This window comes from Aquifex pyrophilus, assembly GCF_054656935.1.
Genome location: NZ_BAAHXJ010000008.1, coordinates 1 through 13,960 on the forward strand (window position 1 = coordinate 1; position 13,960 = coordinate 13,960).

The following is a 13,960-nucleotide window of genomic DNA, read 5'->3' on the forward strand; positions in this document are numbered from 1 at the left end:
TTTTGGTGTGAAAGAAGGTTAAAGACTTTTCCCTTGCTGGTATGCCCGTAACCTTTTGAACTGCATAAAAGAACTTGTCCAGTTCCTCTTGTATTTCTTGCTTGTTTAAAAGCTCTTCAAAGGCAAGGACAAATTCAACGAGGCTTGCGTTTTTCCTTAGGTTTCTCTTTCCCTCATCGGTTTCAAGTTTCCTGAGGTAGAGAGCAAGTTCCTCAACGGTATTCTCGTCAGCATTTTTCCCTAACCTGTGTATAAGAGCAAGTTTGAGGTTTTTGAACTTGATACGTTGAATTCTCACAACAACCTTCTTCATTAAAGAATAAAGATAATAAAGAACATAGCGGTTTGCTACCGCAAACCTGTATACATATGTTTACAAGTGTATACAGTCTTCATAGGTGGAGAATTTGAGCTGTTGAGGAGTAGGGTTTAGCTTTAATCGTATTTTACTTGACAGATTGATAATGTGAGGTAGAACGATATATTTATTAGTGAAAAGCCGTTTATCTTCGGAAGTTAAGGGGTATGTGAAATGGGTATAAAGTTGCCAGAGAAGTCAATACTTGATGAGCTTGCGGAAAAGAAGGATAGAATTATTGAGGAAGGTAATTTATACTTGGCATACATTTATTCTTCGTTATCCAGACAACCTAAAAGAGTTTATAGATTTGAGGATTTGATTGAAATAGCAAAAACATTAAGAATCGCTAAGGGGACAAGAGAGTTAAGATTAAAAGCACAAACACAAAATGGAGAAATTGATGTTATTAGAACGACAAAATTTTCTTTAGAACCATTATTTAAAAGAGTGGTTAATTTATTTAAAGCCTATCAATCTGTTAGAGATTTAAGTCCTGAATCCTCGTAAATCTAGTTTTTTATCCTTGTTTCTGTTTTTTTTAGTTTCTTCTACTTGACAATTATTGATAATACGCCTATAATAGGCGTATTATCAATTCCTCGTCACTATATATCTTACGAATCAGGAATGCAAGAGTCAACACCGAAAAGAAGAGGGAGGAGTCTGCTCTCAGGAGGCACGAGTTTGCCAAAGCCCTTATTTTCATAGAAGGGAGAAATCCAAAGGATCTCAGGCTATTCAGAAAAGAAGAAAGCATAGACAAGTATCTCCTTGAGGCAAGGGTAAAAGGATATAGCGTTCTCATATATCCCAATCCCATAAAGGTTCCCCAAAAAGCATGGGGAGAATACACGAAAGCAAGAAAGAAAGGAGAAAGCACATTAGCGGTAGCAAAGGAATACAAGCTCCTTGTTGAAGACAACATAGCGGAACTGCGGACCGTAGTACTTGACCTTGATAACGAATACGAAAGAGTAAGGAAGCTGTGGGACGAATTCGTAAAGACCTTCGGAATAGAAGGATACGTTCTTGAACGTTCAAAGTCAGGAAGATTTAAGGCGTATCTCTTCCTCAAGCCCTACCTTACCGGGAGAGGAATAGCATGGTATAAGCCAAAAGCAAAACACAACAACGGACACACGCATCTTGAGAACTTAAGGGAACTGTACGGCATATGGATAGGATGGTGGCAGAGGAAGGGAATAAATGCGGATACGAGCTTTTTCTACAACCTTAACCATCCCGTATGGTATCCTGAGCTTGCGGTAGAAGGGAAAGTATCAAAGATAGAGGAGATAAAGGAAGAGTATGCTGGAAGTCTTTACAACCTCTACAGGAGAGCAAAAGAAGTTCAGGCAGAACAGGGAATATGGGGCTTTAACTCAAAGGGGAAATGGATAAACCTCACAGCATACTTCTGGGGAGACAAACTTCCCTATACTCCCGAAGAATATAAACGTATGAGGGAGGAAGCCAAGAAGCTGAAAGTTCCAAGTTTCTTGTGGGAAGTAGCAAAGCAAGTAGACGGGCAGGAGAAAGAAAAAGAAGTGGAGATAAAGAAAGAGGACATAATAGAGAGGCTTTATGCGAAAGCGGTAAAGAGTTTGGCGAGCAGGCACAAGAGCCACAGGTTCATACACGTATTCTTCCCTGCGGTGGGATGGGCGAAGAACCTCGGACTTGATGAAGACTTCGTTTATGAGGTATTGAGGGAAGCAGTACCGGACAAGAGGAACTTTGACAGAGACTTTAAGAAAGCCTGGAAGTATGCAAGGGAACTTGAATTCAACCTTCCCAAGTGGGTAAAAGGAAAAGAAAGCATAAAGAAGGAAGTAAAAGGGAAGAGGAATCTCGGGAAGTTTCTGAAAGAACTGGAGAAGACAGAGATAACCTACTGGATAGAGAAGGCAAAAAGCTATTTGAAGAAGAAGAAAGAAGCAACGAGGCAGGAGCTAATACATGAAGTGTTCAAGAAACAAAGGTGGCTATGTGATGAAGTAATAAAACTCCTTGAGAGGAGCGGGGAAGTAGAAGTGAGCATAGAAAAGAAGGGAGTAGGAAGACCAAGAAAAGTAGTGAGATGGAGAGGAAGGGAAGAAAGGAAATTTAGACGCCCTAATAATAACTTTTGCCTTACTTCCTCTCAGCCCCTATCAACCTCAGGAGGGGAGAGAACCTCTTTTGAGGTTGTATGGGGGATAAAGCAGGGGACATTAGAGTTTGGGATAGATGGAGTGGTAGGACTGGCGGTGAGGTTAAAGGAAGTTTTAAGGAGGATACCTCTCGGAGAATCTATAAAGCTCAAGGAATTGAAAGAAGGGATAAGGAATGAGGAAATTTACGTGAGGAGAGTAGATCTGGTATTGAAGGCGTTGGAGGAAGAGGGATTGATAGAGAAGAAAAGAAGGGGAAGAAAGGGGATAGAGGTGAGGTTGAAGGATACAGAAGTTTACGATGAGTATCTCGTGAAACTTCTTAATGCTGCGATACTTTACAAGCAGTTAATGGACGAGAGGGAGAAGTTCTTTGAGAGGATGAAAGAGTGGAGGGAAAGGAAAGAGTGGTTGGAAGAGAAAAGGAAGGAAGAAAGAAAATGGCGACTTCAGGAAAGTGATGGTTTTGAAGTGGATTCGAGTAATGATTTTGAGGTGGATTTTAATGAAGATGATGACTTTGAACTGGATTTCTGAGAATGGCAAGGAGAATGCCAAGTTTAGACATGGGAGAGTAGAGATTTAATGAAGATAAAAGAAGCTAGCCAAGACCAAACGGTTTCATACTTAGCATTGTGAGGGAAACGCTTGTAAAAAGCTTTCATCCTGTGCTTTATGTGTCTAAAGAATCTCTCCACTACATTTCTGCTCCCAAAGGTCTCATGTATCCATCCACACCTTAGCTCCCTTACAGCTTTCACATACCATGGTCCCTTATCTGTGATAAAAACATAGCCCTTTGAATTGTAAAGAACCAGTTTAGCGGTTTTTGAGTTTCTTTTGTTGCTCAACCATACAAATGTGGGCTTGCCATTCCGTGTTGTTGCTATCCACAGAATATACCTCTTGTTCCTTGCCTTTATCTTTGTTTCATCAACGTAAACAAACATTGCAAGGGTATAGATGCCTTGCAAGAACTTAGCAAGAGCATGCCACCACTGGCGGACTGCTTCCGGACCTACTTCTATCCCCATCGTCTGGTTTAGAACCTCTGCTACCTTTCTGAAGGAGAATCCATTAAAATACATAATTACAGCTAGGACTTTTACTTTAGTTGGAATTCTTTGTCTTTTCTCCATCTTCTTGAAACAAGTCTCTATTATCTGTATAGTCCTGCTTTCCTGCCCATATCTTTATTTTCCTTTACCCTTAACTTGGCGTTCTCAGGTGTATGTAGTAAAATGGGAGTAGCAATAGGGAGGTGTAGGTTGAGCTGGGAAAGAGAACTGGAAGAAGAATTTCAGGCTCTAATAAATGGAATAGCTGAGAAACACAATTAATGCTCCAGATAAACTTGTAATAGCGCGGTAAGCGGAGGTAGTGTAATGAAGTTAAATGAAATCATTTTTGTTATCTACTATAACCAGTACATAGAACTAAATCAGGAAGAACTAAAGAAAATAATAAATGAGATACAGAATCTTAATCTTTCTGACAAGTATAAGGTTCAAATTAACGAAATCCCAGTTGTTACCCAATTTGATCCGATTGTAACTATAGAATTTGTAGAAGGTAATAAAAAGAATGATTGGAATAATGTCTTTGTCAAATTATCTATAAACCCATTCCAATTTCAAGTAAGTTTTGTAGTAAATAGAAGAATAGCTTTTCCCAATGAATATCTAATGTTATCAATACATTCACTCGAAAATATTATTATCAAATTATGGGAAGCATTTAACAAAGTAGCAGGAAGGAAAGTTATTGAAAGATTAGGCTTAATAGCCAATTTTAATATTCCCCTTCAAACATACTACTCATTGATTTCCAAATGTGAAAGAATTTCTTCTGAATTTAAGTATGTAACCTTAAGACTAATTGATATTTTCAGCAATCTAAAGCCTTTCTTTGAAAATACAAAGATAGTATCTAATTTATTTATTGAACTAAAGCTGAATGCACAGCTTGAACCTGAAGAAGTATTCCTTATAAACGATATCGCAATACCGCCTAACACCAAGGGTGTTATTGACATTTCTCAGGTTAAAGAAGGCTTTAATATGCTTATAAAAATTTCCTCCTCTTCAATTGCAAAAATATATGGGAGGGAAAATGGATGAATATCCCTCAAAATTCAGTGTTGCTCAAAGAACGTATTAGTAGTATTCATAGTTCATTTGTTAATATGCAAAGTATTGAAAAGCTTAATGAACTTAGAGAACCTACAGTCAATAAGTTTTTTGAAGAAATAGTTAATGGTATTAGGGAACTGTTTTATGGAATTGAGTCTCTTAGAGAAGGTATAAATAAGACAAACTCGGAAATTTTTTCGATAAAGGAGAATCTAGGAAAACTTGAAAAAGACGTTGTATCACTACAAGAGAAAATATCTTGGTTAGTATCCTTAAAAGATGACGTGAGCAAGTTGAATGAAGACAATAAGAAAATAATAGAAAAGATAAGTTCAATAGAAACTAATGTTGCCTGGATAAAACGGATAGGACAGGGTATTCTTGCTATCATTGTAGGAGGTATAGTGGGGATAGTTTTAAAAAAATCTCCATATATACCGCAAATTATTGACATTCTCGATAAGCTTTTTAATGAAAGTCCTAAGTAAAGCTATCTGGAAGTTTAAGAAGAAGATAAATAATAGGAGTGCGGAGAAGATAGTAACTAAAGTTTTGCAAATAGTTAAGCATGAAACAGTAAAGTCCAAAAAAATAACGATATATAAGGCACTTATGGATTAGATTTAATAAATAAGTATTAATATTACTTATAAAGTATTCTCTTAAGGTGAAGAAGCGAGAATCTTTGAAAAATCCAAGTGAAAATTTCAGCCTATCTTCTTTACCACATTTGTATACCTCTACTCCTTGAGTATCAATAACTCAAGCCCTGCAAAACTTTAGTTAACATAATCAGCATTATGTTATCTACTCTATAAGCCCCTCTTCTTTCAACCACTTCAGGACTTTCTCTTTTTCTACTCCTAACACTTCCGCTATTTGTTCTGGTTGTAGTTTTAACTTTTTGTAAAGCCTTATAGCGTCTTCTCTTTTTGCTTTTTCTATTCCCTTTTCCAGCCCTTCCTTATAGAAAGGACTTTGTTCAATGTTAATCGTAATGGGCATGCGAACCTCCTTTTTAAGCTCTACTAACAAATTTAGCCTTTTAGGTCTGAGGTGAGCAAGGTGGAAGAGCATCTCAAGGTATCTATCCCTTTTTTCTTTTGGAAGCCTTGAAAACCTCAAAAGTATTTCTTTAAGAACCTCCTTTTCCTTAGGTATCCTGCACAGAATCGCTATTATCCAGTCTGATGGTTCGGGGCTTTCCAGAAAAGGTGTACAGTCAAGAGCGTTAAGGTCTATGAGCTTGTAACTGAACTTTAGATTTCCCAGGGAAACGTAGTCTTTCATTCTTCTTAAGGGAGCTTCTCCTACATAAACAACAGCCTGTTTTGGAATTTTCTTGTAGTTTTCGTAGATGAGAAGGAAATAGTAAGCCATTCTCAAGTGCATGTTCGGGTCGTCCGTAGACTGGATTTCAAGGTGGTAAATTTCGTTTTGAAACTCAACGACGAGGTCAGCCTCTCTTTCAAATAGTTTAGGGAGCTTAACGTCAAGGAGCTTAGCCTTTTGAGGGTCAATAGAGGTTCCAAAAGCTAACCTGAAAAGGGCAGGAGGGAGTTCCTTAAAGAGCTTCCTTAAAGGAATGTCGTATTTCTTGGCCATAGGGCTATTTTAGTGTTAGAAAAATCTCTTAAGGATAGCGAGAATGAGTAGGAGTAAAGAGCCAGCTACAAAACCGCCTATAAGGGCAGGTATCAGGAATGTTCCCCAGCTTTCCAGGGATGTTTTGAGCCCATTAATTTCCTTTTCTATCTTGTTCAACCTGTTACTCAAGTTGTTAACCTTTCCTTTCAGGTCTTTTATCTCTTTCTCGTTATTCTGTATCTCTTCCAGTAGCTTGACTTCTTCTTTCAGTTTCACATATTCCTCAAGGATTTTTCTTATCTTTTCGCTTTTATTTTCAGTTTCTTTCAAGCCCAGCTTATCTAAAAGCTCACTCTCAAGCCTTATAGACACAACTTCTTTCATAGCTTAGGTTTCCTCCCTCTTGAAATTTCTTGCTTTGCTTCCTGAATAGTGTTTTCAAGAGCCTTAAGCCTTTCGAACAGCTCTATTTCCTTACCTGTGGCAACAACACTTTTAAAAACGGACTTCTTGACATCGTGTTTACGGCAAAGTCTAACGAATTCTTTTGTCCATTCTGTTCCGTATTTTTTCTCAAGAGCCCTAATTAGCTGGAGGGGATATACACCGACCTTTTTAGACCTTATCAAGGGGAGCATGTGAGGAGCGTAGTATTCAACTATTTTCTTGTGCATTCCCGGAGAGATATTAACCTTTTTCCCATCATGCCTTCTTGGGACATAAGGATATGGATATGAGACCTATTATTTTTGGTGTGAAAGAAGGTTAAAGACTTTTCCCTTGCTGGTATGCCCGTAACCTTTTGAACTGCATAAAAGAACTTGTCCAGTTCCTCTTGTATTTCTTGCTTGTTTAAAAGCTCTTCAAAGGCAAGGACAAATTCAACGAGGCTTGCGTTTTTCCTTAGGTTTCTCTTTCCCTCATCGGTTTCAAGTTTCCTGAGGTAGAGAGCAAGTTCCTCAACGGTATTCTCGTCAGCATTTTTCCCTAACCTGTGTATAAGAGCAAGTTTGAGGTTTTTGAACTTGATACGTTGAATTCTCACAACAACCTTCTTCATTAAAGAATAAAGATAATAAAGAACATAGCGGTTTGCTACCGCAAACCTGTATACATATGTTTACAAGTGTATACAGTCTTCATAGGTGGAGAATTTGAGCTGTTGAGGAGTAGGGTTTAGCTTTAATCGTATTTTACTTGACAGATTGATAATGTGAGGTAGAACGATATATTTATTAGTGAAAAGCCGTTTATCTTCGGAAGTTAAGGGGTATGTGAAATGGGTATAAAGTTGCCAGAGAAGTCAATACTTGATGAGCTTGCGGAAAAGAAGGATAGAATTATTGAGGAAGGTAATTTATACTTGGCATACATTTATTCTTCGTTATCCAGACAACCTAAAAGAGTTTATAGATTTGAGGATTTGATTGAAATAGCAAAAACATTAAGAATCGCTAAGGGGACAAGAGAGTTAAGATTAAAAGCACAAACACAAAATGGAGAAATTGATGTTATTAGAACGACAAAATTTTCTTTAGAACCATTATTTAAAAGAGTGGTTAATTTATTTAAAGCCTATCAATCTGTTAGAGATTTAAGTCCTGAATCCTCGTAAATCTAGTTTTTTATCCTTGTTTCTGTTTTTTTTAGTTTCTTCTACTTGACAATTATTGATAATACGCCTATAATAGGCGTATTATCAATTCCTCGTCACTATATATCTTACGAATCAGGAATGCAAGAGTCAACACCGAAAAGAAGAGGGAGGAGTCTGCTCTCAGGAGGCACGAGTTTGCCAAAGCCCTTATTTTCATAGAAGGGAGAAATCCAAAGGATCTCAGGCTATTCAGAAAAGAAGAAAGCATAGACAAGTATCTCCTTGAGGCAAGGGTAAAAGGATATAGCGTTCTCATATATCCCAATCCCATAAAGGTTCCCCAAAAAGCATGGGGAGAATACACGAAAGCAAGAAAGAAAGGAGAAAGCACATTAGCGGTAGCAAAGGAATACAAGCTCCTTGTTGAAGACAACATAGCGGAACTGCGGACCGTAGTACTTGACCTTGATAACGAATACGAAAGAGTAAGGAAGCTGTGGGACGAATTCGTAAAGACCTTCGGAATAGAAGGATACGTTCTTGAACGTTCAAAGTCAGGAAGATTTAAGGCGTATCTCTTCCTCAAGCCCTACCTTACCGGGAGAGGAATAGCATGGTATAAGCCAAAAGCAAAACACAACAACGGACACACGCATCTTGAGAACTTAAGGGAACTGTACGGCATATGGATAGGATGGTGGCAGAGGAAGGGAATAAATGCGGATACGAGCTTTTTCTACAACCTTAACCATCCCGTATGGTATCCTGAGCTTGCGGTAGAAGGGAAAGTATCAAAGATAGAGGAGATAAAGGAAGAGTATGCTGGAAGTCTTTACAACCTCTACAGGAGAGCAAAAGAAGTTCAGGCAGAACAGGGAATATGGGGCTTTAACTCAAAGGGGAAATGGATAAACCTCACAGCATACTTCTGGGGAGACAAACTTCCCTATACTCCCGAAGAATATAAACGTATGAGGGAGGAAGCCAAGAAGCTGAAAGTTCCAAGTTTCTTGTGGGAAGTAGCAAAGCAAGTAGACGGGCAGGAGAAAGAAAAAGAAGTGGAGATAAAGAAAGAGGACATAATAGAGAGGCTTTATGCGAAAGCGGTAAAGAGTTTGGCGAGCAGGCACAAGAGCCACAGGTTCATACACGTATTCTTCCCTGCGGTGGGATGGGCGAAGAACCTCGGACTTGATGAAGACTTCGTTTATGAGGTATTGAGGGAAGCAGTACCGGACAAGAGGAACTTTGACAGAGACTTTAAGAAAGCCTGGAAGTATGCAAGGGAACTTGAATTCAACCTTCCCAAGTGGGTAAAAGGAAAAGAAAGCATAAAGAAGGAAGTAAAAGGGAAGAGGAATCTCGGGAAGTTTCTGAAAGAACTGGAGAAGACAGAGATAACCTACTGGATAGAGAAGGCAAAAAGCTATTTGAAGAAGAAGAAAGAAGCAACGAGGCAGGAGCTAATACATGAAGTGTTCAAGAAACAAAGGTGGCTATGTGATGAAGTAATAAAACTCCTTGAGAGGAGCGGGGAAGTAGAAGTGAGCATAGAAAAGAAGGGAGTAGGAAGACCAAGAAAAGTAGTGAGATGGAGAGGAAGGGAAGAAAGGAAATTTAGACGCCCTAATAATAACTTTTGCCTTACTTCCTCTCAGCCCCTATCAACCTCAGGAGGGGAGAGAACCTCTTTTGAGGTTGTATGGGGGATAAAGCAGGGGACATTAGAGTTTGGGATAGATGGAGTGGTAGGACTGGCGGTGAGGTTAAAGGAAGTTTTAAGGAGGATACCTCTCGGAGAATCTATAAAGCTCAAGGAATTGAAAGAAGGGATAAGGAATGAGGAAATTTACGTGAGGAGAGTAGATCTGGTATTGAAGGCGTTGGAGGAAGAGGGATTGATAGAGAAGAAAAGAAGGGGAAGAAAGGGGATAGAGGTGAGGTTGAAGGATACAGAAGTTTACGATGAGTATCTCGTGAAACTTCTTAATGCTGCGATACTTTACAAGCAGTTAATGGACGAGAGGGAGAAGTTCTTTGAGAGGATGAAAGAGTGGAGGGAAAGGAAAGAGTGGTTGGAAGAGAAAAGGAAGGAAGAAAGAAAATGGCGACTTCAGGAAAGTGATGGTTTTGAAGTGGATTCGAGTAATGATTTTGAGGTGGATTTTAATGAAGATGATGACTTTGAACTGGATTTCTGAGAATGGCAAGGAGAATGCCAAGTTTAGACATGGGAGAGTAGAGATTTAATGAAGATAAAAGAAGCTAGCCAAGACCAAACGGTTTCATACTTAGCATTGTGAGGGAAACGCTTGTAAAAAGCTTTCATCCTGTGCTTTATGTGTCTAAAGAATCTCTCCACTACATTTCTGCTCCCAAAGGTCTCATGTATCCATCCACACCTTAGCTCCCTTACAGCTTTCACATACCATGGTCCCTTATCTGTGATAAAAACATAGCCCTTTGAATTGTAAAGAACCAGTTTAGCGGTTTTTGAGTTTCTTTTGTTGCTCAACCATACAAATGTGGGCTTGCCATTCCGTGTTGTTGCTATCCACAGAATATACCTCTTGTTCCTTGCCTTTATCTTTGTTTCATCAACGTAAACAAACATTGCAAGGGTATAGATGCCTTGCAAGAACTTAGCAAGAGCATGCCACCACTGGCGGACTGCTTCCGGACCTACTTCTATCCCCATCGTCTGGTTTAGAACCTCTGCTACCTTTCTGAAGGAGAATCCATTAAAATACATAATTACAGCTAGGACTTTTACTTTAGTTGGAATTCTTTGTCTTTTCTCCATCTTCTTGAAACAAGTCTCTATTATCTGTATAGTCCTGCTTTCCTGCCCATATCTTTATTTTCCTTTACCCTTAACTTGGCGTTCTCAGGTGTATGTAGTAAAATGGGAGTAGCAATAGGGAGGTGTAGGTTGAGCTGGGAAAGAGAACTGGAAGAAGAATTTCAGGCTCTAATAAATGGAATAGCTGAGAAACACAATTAATGCTCCAGATAAACTTGTAATAGCGCGGTAAGCGGAGGTAGTGTAATGAAGTTAAATGAAATCATTTTTGTTATCTACTATAACCAGTACATAGAACTAAATCAGGAAGAACTAAAGAAAATAATAAATGAGATACAGAATCTTAATCTTTCTGACAAGTATAAGGTTCAAATTAACGAAATCCCAGTTGTTACCCAATTTGATCCGATTGTAACTATAGAATTTGTAGAAGGTAATAAAAAGAATGATTGGAATAATGTCTTTGTCAAATTATCTATAAACCCATTCCAATTTCAAGTAAGTTTTGTAGTAAATAGAAGAATAGCTTTTCCCAATGAATATCTAATGTTATCAATACATTCACTCGAAAATATTATTATCAAATTATGGGAAGCATTTAACAAAGTAGCAGGAAGGAAAGTTATTGAAAGATTAGGCTTAATAGCCAATTTTAATATTCCCCTTCAAACATACTACTCATTGATTTCCAAATGTGAAAGAATTTCTTCTGAATTTAAGTATGTAACCTTAAGACTAATTGATATTTTCAGCAATCTAAAGCCTTTCTTTGAAAATACAAAGATAGTATCTAATTTATTTATTGAACTAAAGCTGAATGCACAGCTTGAACCTGAAGAAGTATTCCTTATAAACGATATCGCAATACCGCCTAACACCAAGGGTGTTATTGACATTTCTCAGGTTAAAGAAGGCTTTAATATGCTTATAAAAATTTCCTCCTCTTCAATTGCAAAAATATATGGGAGGGAAAATGGATGAATATCCCTCAAAATTCAGTGTTGCTCAAAGAACGTATTAGTAGTATTCATAGTTCATTTGTTAATATGCAAAGTATTGAAAAGCTTAATGAACTTAGAGAACCTACAGTCAATAAGTTTTTTGAAGAAATAGTTAATGGTATTAGGGAACTGTTTTATGGAATTGAGTCTCTTAGAGAAGGTATAAATAAGACAAACTCGGAAATTTTTTCGATAAAGGAGAATCTAGGAAAACTTGAAAAAGACGTTGTATCACTACAAGAGAAAATATCTTGGTTAGTATCCTTAAAAGATGACGTGAGCAAGTTGAATGAAGACAATAAGAAAATAATAGAAAAGATAAGTTCAATAGAAACTAATGTTGCCTGGATAAAACGGATAGGACAGGGTATTCTTGCTATCATTGTAGGAGGTATAGTGGGGATAGTTTTAAAAAAATCTCCATATATACCGCAAATTATTGACATTCTCGATAAGCTTTTTAATGAAAGTCCTAAGTAAAGCTATCTGGAAGTTTAAGAAGAAGATAAATAATAGGAGTGCGGAGAAGATAGTAACTAAAGTTTTGCAAATAGTTAAGCATGAAACAGTAAAGTCCAAAAAAATAACGATATATAAGGCACTTATGGATTAGATTTAATAAATAAGTATTAATATTACTTATAAAGTATTCTCTTAAGGTGAAGAAGCGAGAATCTTTGAAAAATCCAAGTGAAAATTTCAGCCTATCTTCTTTACCACATTTGTATACCTCTACTCCTTGAGTATCAATAACTCAAGCCCTGCAAAACTTTAGTTAACATAATCAGCATTATGTTATCTACTCTATAAGCCCCTCTTCTTTCAACCACTTCAGGACTTTCTCTTTTTCTACTCCTAACACTTCCGCTATTTGTTCTGGTTGTAGTTTTAACTTTTTGTAAAGCCTTATAGCGTCTTCTCTTTTTGCTTTTTCTATTCCCTTTTCCAGCCCTTCCTTATAGAAAGGACTTTGTTCAATGTTAATCGTAATGGGCATGCGAACCTCCTTTTTAAGCTCTACTAACAAATTTAGCCTTTTAGGTCTGAGGTGAGCAAGGTGGAAGAGCATCTCAAGGTATCTATCCCTTTTTTCTTTTGGAAGCCTTGAAAACCTCAAAAGTATTTCTTTAAGAACCTCCTTTTCCTTAGGTATCCTGCACAGAATCGCTATTATCCAGTCTGATGGTTCGGGGCTTTCCAGAAAAGGTGTACAGTCAAGAGCGTTAAGGTCTATGAGCTTGTAACTGAACTTTAGATTTCCCAGGGAAACGTAGTCTTTCATTCTTCTTAAGGGAGCTTCTCCTACATAAACAACAGCCTGTTTTGGAATTTTCTTGTAGTTTTCGTAGATGAGAAGGAAATAGTAAGCCATTCTCAAGTGCATGTTCGGGTCGTCCGTAGACTGGATTTCAAGGTGGTAAATTTCGTTTTGAAACTCAACGACGAGGTCAGCCTCTCTTTCAAATAGTTTAGGGAGCTTAACGTCAAGGAGCTTAGCCTTTTGAGGGTCAATAGAGGTTCCAAAAGCTAACCTGAAAAGGGCAGGAGGGAGTTCCTTAAAGAGCTTCCTTAAAGGAATGTCGTATTTCTTGGCCATAGGGCTATTTTAGTGTTAGAAAAATCTCTTAAGGATAGCGAGAATGAGTAGGAGTAAAGAGCCAGCTACAAAACCGCCTATAAGGGCAGGTATCAGGAATGTTCCCCAGCTTTCCAGGGATGTTTTGAGCCCATTAATTTCCTTTTCTATCTTGTTCAACCTGTTACTCAAGTTGTTAACCTTTCCTTTCAGGTCTTTTATCTCTTTCTCGTTATTCTGTATCTCTTCCAGTAGCTTGACTTCTTCTTTCAGTTTCACATATTCCTCAAGGATTTTTCTTATCTTTTCGCTTTTATTTTCAGTTTCTTTCAAGCCCAGCTTATCTAAAAGCTCACTCTCAAGCCTTATAGACACAACTTCTTTCATAGCTTAGGTTTCCTCCCTCTTGAAATTTCTTGCTTTGCTTCCTGAATAGTGTTTTCAAGAGCCTTAAGCCTTTCGAACAGCTCTATTTCCTTACCTGTGGCAACAACACTTTTAAAAACGGACTTCTTGACATCGTGTTTACGGCAAAGTCTAACGAATTCTTTTGTCCATTCTGTTCCGTATTTTTTCTCAAGAGCCCTAATTAGCTGGAGGGGATATACACCGACCTTTTTAGACCTTATCAAGGGGAGCATGTGAGGAGCGTAGTATTCAACTATTTTCTTGTGCATTCCCGGAGAGATATTAACCTTTTTCCCATCATGCCTTCTTGGGACATAAGGATATGGATATGAGACCTATTAT

18 protein-coding genes are annotated in these 13,960 nt (G+C 38.0%); 8 read left to right on the forward strand and 10 right to left on the reverse strand.

The window, feature by feature from the left end; translation table 11 throughout:
* A partial coding sequence (locus tag ACYQZ0_RS06880; RefSeq protein WP_459775867.1) for a hypothetical protein occupies positions 1 to 313 on the reverse strand: 313 nt, incomplete at its 3' end.
* A gap of 219 nt (positions 314 to 532) precedes the next feature.
* Here ACYQZ0_RS06880 and ACYQZ0_RS06885 point away from each other — a divergent pair.
* Positions 533 to 868, forward strand: a complete 336-nt coding sequence (locus ACYQZ0_RS06885; protein WP_459775868.1) for a hypothetical protein — start codon at positions 533 to 535, stop codon at positions 866 to 868.
* A gap of 953 nt (positions 869 to 1,821) precedes the next feature.
* The gene (locus tag ACYQZ0_RS06890) at positions 1,822 to 3,051 is read left to right on the forward strand and encodes a hypothetical protein (protein ID WP_459775869.1); all 1,230 of its coding nucleotides are present in this window, start codon (positions 1,822 to 1,824) and stop codon (positions 3,049 to 3,051) included.
* Between the two features lie 23 nt (positions 3,052 to 3,074).
* Here ACYQZ0_RS06890 and ACYQZ0_RS06895 read toward each other — a convergent pair whose 3' ends face one another.
* Entirely contained in the window at positions 3,075 to 3,653 is a 579-nt protein-coding gene (locus ACYQZ0_RS06895) for a DDE-type integrase/transposase/recombinase (RefSeq protein WP_459775870.1), read from the reverse strand.
* 246 nt (positions 3,654 to 3,899) lie between these two features.
* Here ACYQZ0_RS06895 and ACYQZ0_RS06900 point away from each other — a divergent pair, with 246 nt between their 5' ends.
* Both ACYQZ0_RS06900 and ACYQZ0_RS06905 read left to right on the forward strand, forming a co-directional pair.
* Positions 3,900 to 4,634: a hypothetical protein gene (locus ACYQZ0_RS06900; protein WP_459775871.1), complete on the forward strand. Its 735-nt coding sequence runs from the start codon at positions 3,900 to 3,902 to the stop codon at positions 4,632 to 4,634.
* A gap of 65 nt (positions 4,635 to 4,699) precedes the next feature.
* Positions 4,700 to 5,134, forward strand: coding sequence for a hypothetical protein (locus tag ACYQZ0_RS06905; RefSeq protein WP_459775872.1), 435 nt, complete (start codon positions 4,700 to 4,702; stop codon positions 5,132 to 5,134).
* 319 nt (positions 5,135 to 5,453) lie between these two features.
* On the opposite strand, the gene ACYQZ0_RS06910 is transcribed toward ACYQZ0_RS06905, so the two are convergent.
* From ACYQZ0_RS06910 to ACYQZ0_RS06925, 4 genes are read right to left on the reverse strand one after another with little or no spacing between them, the layout of a single operon-like run.
* The gene (locus tag ACYQZ0_RS06910; RefSeq protein ID WP_459775873.1) at positions 5,454 to 6,251 is read right to left on the reverse strand and encodes an RpnC/YadD family protein; all 798 of its coding nucleotides are present in this window, start codon (positions 6,249 to 6,251) and stop codon (positions 5,454 to 5,456) included.
* A 15-nt stretch (positions 6,252 to 6,266) separates the two neighbouring features.
* The gene (locus ACYQZ0_RS06915) at positions 6,267 to 6,617 is read right to left on the reverse strand and encodes a hypothetical protein (RefSeq protein ID WP_459775874.1); all 351 of its coding nucleotides are present in this window, start codon (positions 6,615 to 6,617) and stop codon (positions 6,267 to 6,269) included.
* Positions 6,614 to 6,907 (reverse strand): hypothetical protein, encoded by a 294-nt coding sequence (locus ACYQZ0_RS06920; protein WP_459775875.1) that lies wholly within the window; start codon positions 6,905 to 6,907, stop codon positions 6,614 to 6,616. Before ACYQZ0_RS06920 ends, ACYQZ0_RS06915 begins: the two co-directional genes overlap by 4 nt.
* Positions 6,892 to 7,293, reverse strand: a complete 402-nt coding sequence (locus ACYQZ0_RS06925; RefSeq protein ID WP_459775876.1) for a hypothetical protein — start codon at positions 7,291 to 7,293, stop codon at positions 6,892 to 6,894. The genes ACYQZ0_RS06920 and ACYQZ0_RS06925 overlap by 16 nt, the downstream gene beginning before the upstream one ends.
* A 219-nt stretch (positions 7,294 to 7,512) precedes the next feature.
* Here ACYQZ0_RS06925 and ACYQZ0_RS06930 point away from each other — a divergent pair, with 219 nt between their 5' ends.
* Positions 7,513 to 7,848: a hypothetical protein gene (locus ACYQZ0_RS06930; RefSeq protein ID WP_459775868.1), complete on the forward strand. Its 336-nt coding sequence runs from the start codon at positions 7,513 to 7,515 to the stop codon at positions 7,846 to 7,848.
* Between the two features lie 953 nt (positions 7,849 to 8,801).
* Positions 8,802 to 10,031, forward strand: coding sequence for a hypothetical protein (locus ACYQZ0_RS06935; RefSeq protein ID WP_459775869.1), 1,230 nt, complete (start codon positions 8,802 to 8,804; stop codon positions 10,029 to 10,031).
* A gap of 23 nt (positions 10,032 to 10,054) precedes the next feature.
* Here the strand turns inward: ACYQZ0_RS06935 and ACYQZ0_RS06940 are convergent, their stop codons facing one another.
* The gene (locus ACYQZ0_RS06940) at positions 10,055 to 10,633 is read right to left on the reverse strand and encodes a DDE-type integrase/transposase/recombinase (protein WP_459775870.1); all 579 of its coding nucleotides are present in this window, start codon (positions 10,631 to 10,633) and stop codon (positions 10,055 to 10,057) included.
* Positions 10,634 to 10,879: 246 nt separating this feature from the next.
* Between ACYQZ0_RS06940 and ACYQZ0_RS06945 the strand changes: the two genes are divergently transcribed.
* Both ACYQZ0_RS06945 and ACYQZ0_RS06950 read left to right on the forward strand, forming a co-directional pair.
* Positions 10,880 to 11,614, forward strand: a complete 735-nt coding sequence (locus ACYQZ0_RS06945; protein ID WP_459775871.1) for a hypothetical protein — start codon at positions 10,880 to 10,882, stop codon at positions 11,612 to 11,614.
* A gap of 65 nt (positions 11,615 to 11,679) precedes the next feature.
* Positions 11,680 to 12,114, forward strand: a complete 435-nt coding sequence (locus ACYQZ0_RS06950; protein ID WP_459775872.1) for a hypothetical protein — start codon at positions 11,680 to 11,682, stop codon at positions 12,112 to 12,114.
* 319 nt (positions 12,115 to 12,433) lie between these two features.
* Here the strand turns inward: ACYQZ0_RS06950 and ACYQZ0_RS06955 are convergent, their stop codons facing one another.
* Genes ACYQZ0_RS06955 through ACYQZ0_RS06965 form a run of 3 tightly spaced genes read right to left on the reverse strand, consistent with a single transcriptional unit; the run spans position 12,434 to position 13,887 of the window.
* Entirely contained in the window at positions 12,434 to 13,231 is a 798-nt protein-coding gene (locus ACYQZ0_RS06955; protein ID WP_459775873.1) for an RpnC/YadD family protein, read from the reverse strand.
* A 15-nt stretch (positions 13,232 to 13,246) separates the two neighbouring features.
* Positions 13,247 to 13,597 (reverse strand): hypothetical protein, encoded by a 351-nt coding sequence (locus ACYQZ0_RS06960; RefSeq protein WP_459775874.1) that lies wholly within the window; start codon positions 13,595 to 13,597, stop codon positions 13,247 to 13,249.
* The gene (locus ACYQZ0_RS06965; protein ID WP_459775875.1) at positions 13,594 to 13,887 is read right to left on the reverse strand and encodes a hypothetical protein; all 294 of its coding nucleotides are present in this window, start codon (positions 13,885 to 13,887) and stop codon (positions 13,594 to 13,596) included. The genes ACYQZ0_RS06960 and ACYQZ0_RS06965 overlap by 4 nt, the downstream gene beginning before the upstream one ends.
* Between the last annotated feature and the right edge of the window lie 73 nt (positions 13,888 to 13,960).